Here is a 12,931-nt window from a genome sequence, read left to right as displayed (position 1 = left end):
ACGGTGGACTTTCTCCGTGCCGTGGTTCTGGGTGTCATTCAGGGCCTGACCGAATTCCTTCCCATCTCCAGCAGCGCACACCTCGCGATCTTCCCGAAGTTCTTTGGCTGGGACGATCCGGGCGCGGCATACACGGCGGTGATCCAGATCGGCACCGAGCTGGCCGTCGTCCTCTACTTCTGGAAGGACATCTGGACCATCGGGTCAGGGTGGGTTCGCGGCGTGTTCTCGCACGTCGCCCGCGAAGCGCCGGAATGGCGGATGGGCTGGTTCATCATCATCGGCTCCATGCCGATCGTCGCCCTTGGCATCGCGCTCCAGGACCTGATTGATCGCGAGTTCCGCAACCTGTGGGTCATCGGCAGCACGTTGGTCGTGCTCGGAATTGTTCTCGGCATCGCTGAGCGCGTCGGGCGCAAGAGCCGCCCGATCGAAAACCTCACGATGCGCCACGCGATCCTGCTCGGCTTCGCCCAGGCTGGCGCGCTCGTGCCGGGTGTGTCTCGCTCGGGAGCCACCATCAGCATGGGGTTGTTCCTCGGCTACGAACGCGCCGCCGCGACTCGCTACGCATTCCTCCTGGCCATCCCAGCAGTGGTCGGAGCGGGCATCTTCAAGCTCAAGGACATCGGTGGCGAGAACGACTACGGCGTCGGCCCGACCATCGTCGGCACCGTTGTCTCGTTCGTGGTCGGCCTCGCGGTCATCCACTGGCTGCTGAAGTACGTGAGCACACGTTCGTACGCGCCGTTCGTCGCCTATCGCATCGCGCTAGGCGCGCTGGTACTCACACTCGTGGCGGCTGGCGTGATCGGCGCCAGCACCACCGTCAGCTAGAGCCAGCCGGAGCGCTTGAAGCGCCAGTAGATGTAGCTGCAGATTCCGGCGATGGCAACGATGACCATCGGGTAGCCGAAGGACCATTCGAGCTCTGGCATGTGAACGAAGTTCATGCCATAGATCCCTGCAATTGCGGTCGGTACGGCGAAGATCGTGGCGCCCGCGGTCAGCTTGCGCATGTCCTCGTTCTGCTGGACGCTCAGCTGCGCCAGGTGGGCGTTGAGCGCATTGTCGAGCAGCTTGTCGATCGACTCGATTGCTTCAGCAGCTCGTGCAAGATGGTCAGCAATATCGCGGAAGTACGGTCGCGCATCCTCAGGCATGGATGTTGTGGCGAAGCGCTCCACCGGATCTCGAAGCGGCATCACGGCCCGCCGGAACTCGAGGGTCTCGCGCTTGAGCCGGTAGATGCGGCTTGAGTCGTTGGAGAACTCGTTCGAGAAGACCGACGTCTCGACTTCCTCAACGTCCTTCTCGAGCTCGGCAGCGACATCTTCGTATCGGTCCACGATTGAGTCCACAACGGCGTGCAGAGCTGCCGTTGGGCCGTGGGAGAGCGGTTCGATCATCGTCTCCGCAGCCTTGCGAGCGTCCTTGAGATCCGGTCCACCGTGTCGCACGGTCAGCAAGAAGTTGGCGCCCATGAAGATGTTGACCTCATGTGTCGTGATGTCGTCGTCGCTGTAGGAGACGGTGCGCAGCGTCATGAAGATGTGATCGGGATAGCGCTCGACCTTGGGCCGCTGGTGCGCTTCAAGCGCATCCTCTACCGCAAGCGGGTGCAGCCCGAGCGTTCCCGCCACGCGTTCCAGCTCGTCAGTCCTGGGGTTGCCGACACCAATCCACAGGAAGTCGTCGTCACCAAGGCCGGCGATGGCGGCTTCCAGCGCGCCAGTGTCGTGCTCGGTCGATTCGCGGACACCGTCTCGGTAGACGGCGCAGTCAATGATCACGTCGTCATTCTGCACCGCCTACCTCAGTCCAGCCGTCGACATGCCGTATGTGTCCTCCCGATACGCTCGACCTATGCGTAGCTGGACGTCACCCGCGGTCCCGTCACTCGGCGATCTCGGGTTCGGGCACGGTCCGGCCGTCCAGGTCCACGACACAGCGAGCAACGGCCTCGCATCGAGTGACCCGGAGGGCAGTGCCCGGCTGTATGTCTGCGGCATCACGCCGTACGACGCCACGCACCTGGGCCACGCTTCGACGTACCTGGCTTTTGATCTGCTGCAACGCGCATGGCTCGATCGTGGGCTCGACGTGACTTACACGCAGAACGTCACGGACGTCGATGACCCACTGCTTGAGAGGGCGACGGCCACCGGCGTTGACTGGGTGGAGCTCGCAGAACGCGAGACCCAGCTGTTCCGTGACGACATGACGGCGCTTCGCATCTTGGCACCCGCTGCATACGTCGGCGCCGTCGAGTCGATCGACCTCGTAGTCGACCTGATCGACAAGCTCGATGAGGCTGGTGCCGTGTATCGAGTCGATGACGACCTCTACTTCGACGTTCACGCGGATGCCGACTTCGGCACGGTCTCGGGCTTCGACGAAGAAACGATGCTGCGGATCTTCCCTGAACGCGGGGGAGACCCTGAGCGCGCTGGCAAGAAGCATCCCCTGGACTGTCTCCTGTGGCTCGCCGAACGTCCGGGCGAACCGTCGTGGGACACCCGCCTCGGCAAAGGTCGTCCCGGCTGGCACATCGAGTGCGCGGCAATTGCTCTGGAGAACCTCGGTACGGCGTTCGACGTACAGGGCGGTGGCTCTGACCTCGTCTTCCCGCACCACGAGATGTCAGCCTCTGAGGCATCAGTTGCCACCCATGAGCCGTTCGCTCGGGCGTACGTCCACGCCGGAATGGTCGGCTTTGAGGGCGAGAAGATGTCGAAGTCCAAGGGCAACCTGGTCCTCGTCTCCAAGCTCCGCGCAGAGGGCCGTGATCCCATGGCCATCCGCCTCGCACTGCTCGCACACCACTACCGGAGTGATTGGGAATGGTTCGGAGGCGAGATCGGCGAAGCCGAAGAGCGACTCACTGCTTGGCGAACCGCCGTCGAGCGCGCCACTGCACCGTCCGGTGAAGCCCTTGTTGCCGAGATCAGGTCAGCGATGACCAACGACCTCGACGCCCCTGCAGCACTTGCGGCTATCGACACCTGGGCTTCAGGATCGGGAGATGACCCGATCGCTGGCAACACCGCTCGAGCGGCAATCGACGCATTGCTCGGCGTGCTGCTCTAAGGGGGAATCCGATGAACTGGCTCTTTGACGGATCCGGAACTGTGATTGTCGGCGTCGTGATCGGTGCAGTCGTTGGTGGATTGCTCGGAGCGCGGCTCACCGCGAAGTTCAGGAAGAAGTAGTAGCCGGTCTGTCGCCATCTTCAAGGCCCGCCGACGCGAGCATGCCGTCCTCAACCTGGAATCTGGCGTCGACGTCTCGCTGAGCCGCCGATGGACGGCCGGGCAGGAACCACGTGACCAACGCCGTCGCGACACCTAGTCCGACGATGAGTAGTGCGGTCGACTTGTACGACTCGAGCGTGGGTTCGCCACCGTCGCCGAGTGCCCGAAGCAAGGTCACTGCGAGACCGCTGCCCAGCGCAAAGCCGAAGAAGCGCGAGACCTGATAGAAGCCCATTGCGCTGCCGGTCTCCTCGGCTGGCACAGCGAGGACGATGAGTCCCGGGAGCGCTGCGAAGGTCGTGCCAATACCGATGCCAACAAGCGCCATACATACGAGTACCTGCCAGAGCGCTGTGGCGGTGAGCCCAAACATCAGAGCGCCCAGCGCGACCGAGATGGCGCCACTCGACATGACAGCACGGATACTGAAGCGCGATTGAAGGCGGGGGAGCGCGAAGCTCATGACCCCACTGAGGACCGACATCGGCACCAGGGTCAGTCCCGCGATGAAGATCGTCTCCCCGAGTCCAAAAGAGTCGAGCTGGACGAACTGCACAATCACGACCATCAAGATGTACATCGTCAGGCCCATTAGAAGGCCTGCGAGGTTGGCCGTGAGCACGGCTCGGTGCCTCAAGAGACGTAGGTCGACGAGCGGATCCCGTGTACGCAACTCGTGAAAGGTCCAGACAGCGAGCAAACCGATACCGGAGGCGAACATCGCCAGCACAGGTGCGGAGGTCCAGCCCCAGTCGACTGCTTTGTCGAGCGGAATCAGAACGAGGACGAGCCCGACGGCCACGATGAATGCCCCGATGACGTCGAGATTCATCGTCCGTCGATCATCATTCGGCGGTGAGATGACCCAGAGCCCCAGAAGCAGCGACACAGCGCCGACTCCGGCACCCAGCCAGTAGGCGGCAGCGACGCCGCCGTGATCAGCAACGAGCCCCGTGATGGGGTAGCCCAGGCCCACGCCGGCCGCGCCCACCACAGACAACCCGGCGATGACGTTGCGCGCCTGAGCCGGGGGCATGTGGTCCCGGGCCGCGGCCATGGTCAACGGCATGATCGCCATGCCGAGTCCTTGCAGAGCGCGACCGAAGATGAGCGGCCCGAGCGATGTGGCAAGTGCCGCCATCACACAGCCGATCACGACTGAGCCGAGACATGCGGCCACAACCAAACGTCGATGCCTTCCGTCGCCCATACGTCCCACCAGCGGCGAGGCTATTGCGGCAACCACGATCGTCGATGTCAACGCCCATTGCGTGCTGGAGATACTCGCGTCGAGATCTTTGGCGATCTGCGGGAGTAGTGGCGCACCGAGACTGCTGATGATCGCGTTGACTGCGCCCACAAACATCAGCGCAGGCACGGACATGCGATCCCGGAACTTGGTCACGTAGCCGCTACTCCGGGTCGTCGGTGCGGCGACGGAGGTAGCGCTCAAACTCTCGCGCGATCGCATCGCCGCTGGCTTCAGGAAGGTCGCTGGTGTCGCGTTCCTGCTCGAGTGCCTCGACGTACTCGGCAATCTCGGCGTCTCGTGAGGCGAGGTCTTCAGCTCCTCGCTGCCAGGCGTCCGTCATCTCAACGAGAACGCCCTGTGGGAGCGGTATGCCGACGGCATCCTCAAGCGAGCCCAGCAGGGCAAGTGTCGCCTTGGGGCACGGCGGCTCAGCCAAATAGTGGGGGACGGCGGCCCAAAGCGAGGCTGTCGCGATCCCCTCACGGGCTGCAGTGTCGTTGAGAACCGTCGTGATGCCGATCGGACCGGTGTAGCGCGACGGCTGCAGCGACATACGTTCCATCAGCGCCTTGTCGGATGTCGATCCGCTGACAGGTACGGGACGCGTGTGCGGAGAGTCCGCGAGGAGAGCGCCCAGCGTGATGAGCTCGGTGACGCCGGCAAGCTTCGCCACGCCGATGACGGTCGAGCAAAACGCTCCCCAGCGGAAGTTCGGTTCAGGAGCGCGCAGCAGCAGAACATCCCGATCGCTGCGTCGCGGACGGGCGTGGAAGATCGACGGTGCTGGCCAGACGATGACGCGTTCGTCGTCCTCGTCAGTAGTCACGTGCGGACGGTGCACCTGGAAGTCGTAGTAGTCCTCCGGGTCGAGCTCGATCAGCAGCTCGGCGTCCCACTCCTCAATGAGGTGATCGACCGCGCCCGAAGCCGCGTCAGCAGCGTCGTTCCAACCCTCGAATGCCGCGACCATCCACGGATTCCTCAGCGGCGGGATGTCGATCGGCTCACTCACACCGCAACCCTACGCGCAGGGGCTACTCATTCTCCGTGCGATACCCGAGGTTCGGCGAGAGCCACTTCTCGGCCTCGTCAACGGACCAGCCCTTGCGCTCGGCGTAGTCCTCGACCTGGTCGCGACCAATGCGGCCAACGACGAAGTACTGAGACTGCGGATGCGAGAAGTAGAGACCGCTGACAGCCGCGCCTGGCCACATCGCCATGCTCTCGGTGAGCTCAATACCGGTGTTGGCCTCGACGTCCAGGAGCTCCCAGATGCGCTGCTTTTCGGTGTGCTCAGGGCAGGCGGGATAGCCCGGTGCCGGGCGAATGCCTTCGTACTTCTCCTTGATGAGTTCCTCGTTGTCGAGAGCCTCGTGAGGAGCGTGAGCCCAGAACTCCTTGCGTACGCGCTCGTGCATACGCTCGGCAAAGGCCTCGGCGAGACGATCGGCCAGGGACTCCAGAAGGATCGCGCTGTAGTCGTCGAGCTCCTTCTTGAACTCCATGATCTTGTCCGTGATGCCAACGCCCGCCGTCACGGCAAACGCGCCAACGTAGTCGCGCAGACCGGTGTCCTTGGGCGCGACGAAGTCTGCGAGCGAACGGTTGGGTACGCCCTCGCGGTGTTCACCCTGCTGGCGCAGCTGGTTGAGGACAGTCAGCACCTCCGTGCGCGATTCGTCGGTGTAGACCTCTATCGCGTCGCCCTCGATCTGGCTGGCCGGGAAGAGGCCGAACACGCCATTGGCGCGAATCCACTTCTCTTCGATCAGCCGGTCGAGCATGGCCTGGCCGTCGTCGTACAACTTGCGAGCGGCTTCACCCGTTGTCGGGCTGTTGAGGATGTCGGGGAACTTGCCCTTCATCTCCCAGGCGTTGAAGAACGGCTGCCAGTCGATGTATTTGCGCAGCTCATCCAGCGAGTAGTCACTGAACGTCTTGACGAACTGGGTTGGAGCTCCCGACACGTGGTAGTCATCCGTGTGCGAGTCACGCGCCTGCTTGGCGAGCATGCGGGGTCGCGGCGGCTGGTAGCCGGTCCAGTCGATCGGGGTCGCGTTCTCGCGAGCAGCTGCAATCGACAGCAGCGAGCGAGCGTCCTGACGCGCGGCATGGCGTTCGCGCAGCGAGTCGTAGTCGGCAGCCGTCTCGGCCAGCAGCTTGGGTCGCTGCTCGTCAGACAACAGCGCGGCGACAACCGGAACCGAGCGCGACGCATCCTTCACCCAGACCACGGGGCCGTGGTACTTCTGGTCGACCTTGACGGCCGTATGTGCTCGCGATGTGGTCGCGCCACCGATGAGCAGCGGGATGTCGAAGCCCTGTCGCTCCATCTCGGAAGCGAGGTTGACCATCTCGTCGAGCGAGGGCGTGATCAGACCCGAGAGGCCGATGACATCAGCGTTCTCGGCCCTGGCTGCATCCAGGATCTTTTGGGCAGGCACCATCACACCGAGGTCGACGACGTCGTAGTTGTTGCACTGCAGGACGACGCCGACGATGTTCTTGCCGATGTCGTGGACATCGCCCTTGACGGTGGCCATCACGACCTTGCCGTTGGTGCGCTCGGCATCGCCAGGCTGCTTCTCGGCCTCGATGAAGGGCAGCAGGTATGCGACAGCCTTCTTCATGACGCGCGCCGACTTCACGACCTGGGGGAGGAACATTTTGCCCTCACCAAAGAGGTCGCCGACGACGTTCATGCCGTCCATCAACGGACCTTCGATGACCTCAATCGGTCGCCCACCGCGGTCGGAAATGATCTGGCGCAGCTCTTCGGTGTCGGACTCGGCGAACTCGTCGATGCCCTTGACCAGCGCGTGCGTGATGCGCTCCTGAACGGGAAGCGAGCGCCATTCCTCGGTCGCCACTTCCTTGACCGATCCGTCGCCAGCGAAGTCAGCGGCAATGTCGAGGAGTCGCTCTGTACTGTCCGGGCGGCGGTTGAGGATGACGTCTTCAATGCGCTCGCGCAGCAGCTCCGGCACTTCGTCATAGACCTCGAGAGCGCCAGCGTTGACGATTCCCATGTCCATGCCGGCGCCGATCGCGTGGTACAGGAACACCGCGTGGATGGCTTCGCGTACGGGGTTGTTGCCGCGGAACGAGAACGAGACGTTCGAGACACCGCCGGACACCTTGGCGCCGGGCAGGTTCTCCTTGATCCAGCGAGTCGCTTCGATGAAGTCGAGGCCGTAGTTGGCGTGCTCCTCGATTCCCGTCGCCACAGCGAACACGTTGGGGTCGAAGATGATGTCCTCGGCGGGGAAGCCGACCTGATCAACCAGGATCCTGTAGGCGCGCTCGCAAATCTGCTTACGACGTTCGAGGTTGTCGGCCTGGCCCTCTTCGTCAAAGGCCATGACGACGGCAGCTGCACCGTACGTACGACACAGCTCAGCCTCACGCACGAACTTCTCCTCGCCTTCCTTCAGCGAGATCGAGTTGACGATCGACTTGCCCTGGACGTTCTTGAGTCCGGCTTCGATGACGTCCCACTTGGAGGAGTCGATCATTGTCGGGACACGACAGATGTCAGGCTCGGTGGCAATCAGCTTGGTGAAGCGATCCATCGCCTCAACGCCGTCGATCATGCCTTCGTCCATGTTGATGTCGATGACCTGTGCGCCTGCCTCAACCTGCTGGCGTGCGACGGCCAGCGCGGTGGAGTAGTCACCGGCCTTGATCAAGTTGCGGAAGCGTGCCGAACCGGTGATGTTGGTGCGCTCGCCGACGTTCACGAACAGGGTGTCTTCGATGATGGAGAACGGCTCGAGGCCTGACAGTCGCAGGGCTTCCTTGGACTCGGGTACCGGACGTGGAGCCTTGCCGTCGACCTGTTTCGCGATCTCCGCGATGTGAGCAGGCGTCGTGCCACAACATCCGCCAACGAGGTTCACGAAGCCCGCATCCGCGAATTCCGCGACGATCGCCGCGGTCTCCTCAGGTGCTTCGTCGTACTCACCGAACGCGTTGGGCAGGCCGGCGTTGGGGTACGCCGACACAAAGGTGTCGGCAACCCGCGACATTTCGGAGATGTACGGGCGCATTTCCTTGGCGCCGAGTGCGCAGTTGAGACCCACAAGCAGTGGCTTCGAGTGGCGTACGGAATGCCAGAACGCTTCGGTGGTCTGGCCCGACAACGTACGTCCAGATGCGTCCGTGATGGTGCCGGAGATGACGATGGGCCAGCGACGGCCGTACTCGGTAAACACCTTCTCGACGGCCGAGATCGCAGCCTTGGCGTTGAGGGTGTCGAAGATCGTCTCAATGAAGATCAGGTCGGATCCACCATCGAGCAGCGCCCGGGTGGCTTCTGCATAGGCATCTACGAGCTGGTCGTACGACACGTTGCGCGCGCTGGGGTCGTTGACGTCCGGGGAGATCGAAGCCGTACGCGTCGTCGGGCCGAGAGCGCCTGCGACATACCGCGGCTTGTCAGGCGTGCCGACCTCATCGCAAATTGCCCGAGCCAGCTTGGCCGACTCGTAGTTGAACTCGTACGAGAACTCCTCCATGCCGTAGTCAGACAGCGACACGGCATTGGCGTTGAACGTGTTGGTCTCGATGATGTCCGCGCCGGCTTCGAGATACTCGCGGTGGATGCCGCCGATGATGTCGGGCGCGGTGAGCGTGAGGAGGTCGTTGTTGCCCTGAACGTCGCTCGGCCAGTCCTTGAACCGCTCGCCGCGGTAGCCGGCCTCGTCGGGACGGTCACGCTGGATCGCGGTACCCATCGCTCCGTCGAGCACCAGAATGCGGCTCTGCAGAAGGGCTGTCAGAGCCTCGGTGGCGTCAGGACGGTGGTGCTGGGTGCTGGACACGAGCACTCCTTGTGGAAGATCGGCAGGAATGCTGGGGATCTCCAGCCGGCGGCGGGCTCGCCTAGGCCTCGGGGGATCCCGAACTGAGCCTCTATTGTGCCACTTCGCGTCAATTGATCGGAGCAGGAGCCAATCCGTGAAACGCGGCGTCGTCGCGTACGTCTACCGTGAACGAGTGACCACCTACGCCGCCGTCCTCTGGGACCTCGACGGAACCATCATCGACAGCGAACCACTCTGGATGGCTGGAGAGCACGAACTAGCTGAGCGCTATGGCAAAACCTGGACGCAGGAGGACGGACTCGCCCTGGTCGGCAACTCCTTGATCGGGTCCGGTGAGTACATCAAGAAGCGCCTCGACGCCGACATGTCACCGGAGGAGATCGTCGACTTCCTGGTCATACGTCTTGCGGCTGCGCTGCGTGAGGAGATCCCTTGGCGCCCCGGCGCGCGCGAATTGATCGATGCCTTGCACGCCGAAGGCACACCCCAAGCACTGGTCACCATGTCCTACGAGTCGATTGCTGAGCCGATCGTGGCCGCGACGCCGTTTGCTGCGGTTGTCACCGGAGACAAGGTGGCTCGAGGCAAGCCCCACCCAGAGCCATACCTCAAGGCCGCCGAGATGCTCGGTGTCGACGCGGCCGACTGTCTGGCCATCGAAGACTCAGGCACGGGAGCAACCTCGGCGAATGCCGCGGGTTGCCGCGTGCTGGTTGTCCCGCACTTCGTCAACGTCCCTGACGCACCGCGACGCACGCAGTTGCCGACGCTTGAGCACGTCGGGCCCGACGCCCTTCGCGCATTGTTCGACTAGGGCCCTGTTCAATTAGGGAACGATCGGCACTTCCGGGAGGATCTCGGGAAATGGCGGGGGAGTGCCGCCCCATTCGGGGCAGATCGCCTGGTGAGAGCACCACTTGCAGAGCCCGCTCTTCTTCGGGCGAAAGTCACGGCGCTCAACAGCCGACGCGATGGCATCCCACAAAGCCAACACCTTGCGCTCCGTGGCGATGAGCTCGTCTTCCTTGGGCTCATAGGTGATGAACGACCCATCGCCGATGTACATGAGCTGCAGCAACGTCGGCAGGATGCCTCGGGTGCGCCAGATGACCAGAGCGTAGAACTTCATCTGGAACAGCGCCTTGTCCTCGTAAAGCGGGTTGGGAGCTTTGCCGGTCTTGTAGTCAACAACGCGGATGCGGCCATCTGGCGCGATGTCGATGCGGTCGACGATTCCGGCAAACGTCAGTCCGGATTCGTGCTCGAAGCTGATCTTCTCTTCACGGGTGTGAGGTCCGAGATATCGCGGGTCTTCCATGCGGAAATAGGTCTCGAGCAACGTGATCGCCGAAGCAAGCCACTCCGTCTCGTCGGCTGCCTGCTCCGACGTGAACAGCTCAGCAAGCCGCGGCTCTTCGGCGCGCAGCTTGTCCCATTCGGTCGGCAGCAGCTTCACCGCTTCGTCGAGGGTGCGGCTCTCTGCGGGCTCAGCCAGCAAATCCTCGAGCACTGCGTGCACCAGCGTGCCTCGCACCATGACCGCGTCGGCTGGCTCAGGCAGGCGATCGATCACGCGAAGTCGATAGCGCAGCGGACAGGTGAGGAAGTCGCCCGCACGACTTGGGGACAGCGAACTGCGAACCGTGACACCGGGTGTCACGTCGTGAAGCTCAAGCTGAGGTCCGTCCATTCCTGCAGGCTAGACCCGGGCACTGACTGAAATCATGAACCACGCGGTGAGGCGATAGGTTGACCCCGTGAGTGAGCGACCCCTTCCCAAACCGGCTGGCACGTGGCGTCTCGGTCGAGTCGGCGGAGTCGACCTGCTGGTGAAGCCATCGATCGTCCTGATGGGTGTCGTCCTCGTCATTCTGTTCGCACCGAGATTCGACGATCGCTCTGACAGCAACCCATATGCGTTGGCAGCCGCGTTCGTCCTCGCGTTGTACGTCTCCGTGTTCGTCCACGAGTTGGCGCACGTATTCGCAGCTCGCCAGTTCGGTATGCGCGTCCAGTCAGTCACCCTGCATCTGCTGGGCGGCGAGACGCTGATCGAGGGCGAGAGTCGCACGCCGTGGCAGGAGCTGTGGATCTCAATCTCCGGCCCGCTCACGTCACTTGGTATCGGCCTCAGCGCGCGATCGCTGTCGGGATCATTCGAGGGCGTGACCTCAGACATCCTGTGGTCCGTCGGCTACGTCAACATCCTCGTCGCCATCTTCAACATGCTGCCAGGCCTGCCTCTCGACGGCGGTCGGGTTTTCCGTGCGCTTGTCTGGCAGGTCACCGGCCGCGAGGAGACCGGCGTACGGATCTCAGCATGGATCGGTCGTGCCGCCGCGATCGGCATCGTCGTCTTCGCCCTGTTGAACCGTGGCGACAGCCAGCTCGGCGTCAACATCGCAATAGCGCTGATCGTGGCCTGGTTCCTGTGGCAGGGAGCTAGCGACGCGCTGCGAAACGCCAGTCGCTCCTCCCGCATCAACATGCTCGTCGCCCGCTCGATCGTGGACACGCAGCAACCGCCCCCCGAAGGAGCTCCCACTCTGTCTGCCGATCTGCATGGCTCTGCACTGCTGCGCGCCATGGCTGCACAACCTGCCGATGTCTACGCCCTGACTGATGTTGACGGCACGGTCATCGGGTCACTCACGGCACGGGCTGTCGATGACGCCTATCGGGCGAGCCGATGAGCGCCGGGATGCGCAGTGGCGCGCTGGTCGAGGGGGAGTGGGTTCGGCTCACGGACCCCAAGGGCCGCAAGCACAACCTCAAGCTCGAAGCTGGCGCACAGTTCTCGACCAAGAAGGGCCAGCTCAATCACGACGACATGATTGGGCACCCCGAAGGCATCGTCATCGAGTCGTCGATGGGTGCCGCCTATCAGGTCTTCCGCCCGCTGCTCTTCGAGTACGTCGTCTCGATGCCGCGCGGTGCGGCGATCATCTATCCCAAAGACGCCGCGCAGATCGTCACGATGGCTGACATCTATCCGGGTGCACGAGTCGTGGAGGCCGGCGCCGGCTCAGGCAGCCTCACCTCCTACCTACTGCGTGCCATCGGTCCGGAAGGAACGCTGGGCTCGTACGAGATCCGCGAAGAGTTCGCCGAGAACGTACGCCGCAACGTCGAGCAGGTCGCCGGAACGGATGTCCCCGGGTGGACCCTGACGGTCGGCGACGTCAAGGAAGCAATCACCGAGACCGAGATCGATCGGCTCATCCTCGACATGGTCGATCCCTGGAGCTGCATCCCTCTCGCAGTCGAGCGACTCGTTCCTGGCGGGATCATCTGCGCATACGTCGCGACGACGACGCAGCTGTCCCTGTTCGTCGAAAGCATCCGCGAGGACGGTGGATTCACCGAGCCTCACGCCTGGGAGACGCTCGAGCGCAACTGGCACCTCGAAGGCCTCTCAGTGCGTCCTGACCACAAGATGAACGGCCACACTGCTTTCCTCGTGACGGCTCGCCGAATGGCACCCGGACAGCAGTCGTTGGAGAAGTCACGACGTCCGGCACCCGGCGCGTACGGCCCCGACTACAAGGGCCCACGACCCTTCGGCTCCGAGGTGCAAGAAGAGTCGTGATCGAAACGAC

The 12,931-nt window shown here is 63.3% G+C and carries 10 protein-coding genes; 5 read left to right on the top strand and 5 right to left on the bottom strand.

The genetic code is table 11. The annotated features are described in order from the left end of the window. The first annotated feature begins 3 nt into the window (after window positions 1-3). Complete coding sequence (locus J2X11_RS09125; protein ID WP_309969756.1) at window positions 4-837, top strand: undecaprenyl-diphosphate phosphatase; 834 nt, start codon at window positions 4-6, stop codon at window positions 835-837. On the opposite strand, the gene corA is transcribed toward J2X11_RS09125, so the two are convergent. Beyond that, the gene (gene corA / locus J2X11_RS09120; protein ID WP_309969753.1) at window positions 834-1,793 is read right to left on the bottom strand and encodes a magnesium/cobalt transporter CorA; all 960 of its coding nucleotides are present in this window, start codon (window positions 1,791-1,793) and stop codon (window positions 834-836) included. The genes J2X11_RS09125 and corA overlap by 4 nt on opposite strands. 73 nt (window positions 1,794-1,866) lie before the next feature. Here corA and mshC point away from each other — a divergent pair, with 73 nt between their 5' ends. Beyond that, window positions 1,867-3,090 (top strand): cysteine--1-D-myo-inosityl 2-amino-2-deoxy-alpha-D-glucopyranoside ligase, encoded by a 1,224-nt coding sequence (gene mshC / locus J2X11_RS09115; protein ID WP_309969750.1) that lies wholly within the window; start codon window positions 1,867-1,869, stop codon window positions 3,088-3,090. Window positions 3,091-3,198: 108 nt separating this feature from the next. Here the strand turns inward: mshC and J2X11_RS09110 are convergent, their stop codons facing one another. From J2X11_RS09110 to metH, 3 genes are read right to left on the bottom strand one after another with little or no spacing between them, the layout of a single operon-like run. After that, window positions 3,199-4,659 carry an MFS transporter gene (locus J2X11_RS09110; protein WP_309969746.1) on the bottom strand — a complete coding sequence of 487 codons (1,461 nt, stop codon included), beginning with the start codon at window positions 4,657-4,659 and terminating at the stop codon, window positions 3,199-3,201. A 7-nt stretch (window positions 4,660-4,666) separates the two neighbouring features. Beyond that, window positions 4,667-5,518 carry a PAC2 family protein gene (locus tag J2X11_RS09105; protein WP_309969743.1) on the bottom strand — a complete coding sequence of 284 codons (852 nt, stop codon included), beginning with the start codon at window positions 5,516-5,518 and terminating at the stop codon, window positions 4,667-4,669. Between the two features lie 22 nt (window positions 5,519-5,540). Beyond that, window positions 5,541-9,329, bottom strand: a complete 3,789-nt coding sequence (metH, locus tag J2X11_RS09100; protein ID WP_309969740.1) for a methionine synthase — start codon at window positions 9,327-9,329, stop codon at window positions 5,541-5,543. A 136-nt stretch (window positions 9,330-9,465) separates the two neighbouring features. Here metH and J2X11_RS09095 point away from each other — a divergent pair, with 136 nt between their 5' ends. Further along, complete coding sequence (locus tag J2X11_RS09095; RefSeq protein ID WP_309969736.1) at window positions 9,466-10,146, top strand: HAD family hydrolase; 681 nt, start codon at window positions 9,466-9,468, stop codon at window positions 10,144-10,146. 12 nt (window positions 10,147-10,158) lie between these two features. On the opposite strand, the gene J2X11_RS09090 is transcribed toward J2X11_RS09095, so the two are convergent. Beyond that, window positions 10,159-11,022, bottom strand: coding sequence for a RecB family exonuclease (locus tag J2X11_RS09090; protein WP_309969734.1), 864 nt, complete (start codon window positions 11,020-11,022; stop codon window positions 10,159-10,161). A gap of 67 nt (window positions 11,023-11,089) precedes the next feature. On the opposite strand from J2X11_RS09090, the gene J2X11_RS09085 reads away from it, so the two are divergent. After that, on the top strand, window positions 11,090-12,025 hold the full coding sequence (locus tag J2X11_RS09085; RefSeq protein ID WP_309969731.1) for a site-2 protease family protein: 936 nt from the start codon (window positions 11,090-11,092) through the stop codon (window positions 12,023-12,025). After that, window positions 12,022-12,921, top strand: coding sequence for a tRNA (adenine-N1)-methyltransferase (locus tag J2X11_RS09080; protein ID WP_309969728.1), 900 nt, complete (start codon window positions 12,022-12,024; stop codon window positions 12,919-12,921). Before J2X11_RS09085 ends, J2X11_RS09080 begins: the two co-directional genes overlap by 4 nt. Window positions 12,922-12,931 lie beyond the last annotated feature (10 nt).

The sequence above is a fragment of the Aeromicrobium panaciterrae genome (assembly GCF_031457275.1).
GTDB classification, from domain to species: domain Bacteria; phylum Actinomycetota; class Actinomycetes; order Propionibacteriales; family Nocardioidaceae; genus Aeromicrobium; species Aeromicrobium panaciterrae_A.
This window is presented reverse-complemented; position numbering and strand designations above follow the sequence as displayed.

Coding starts and splice junctions, on each gene's coding strand:
- J2X11_RS09080 (WP_309969728.1), top strand. CDS start 12,022: ATGAGCGCCGGGATGCGCAGTGGCGCGCTGGTCGAGGGGGAGTGGGTT.
- mshC (WP_309969750.1), top strand. CDS start 1,867: ATGCGTAGCTGGACGTCACCCGCGGTCCCGTCACTCGGCGATCTCGGG.
- J2X11_RS09090 (WP_309969734.1), bottom strand. CDS start 11,022: ATGGACGGACCTCAGCTTGAGCTTCACGACGTGACACCCGGTGTCACG.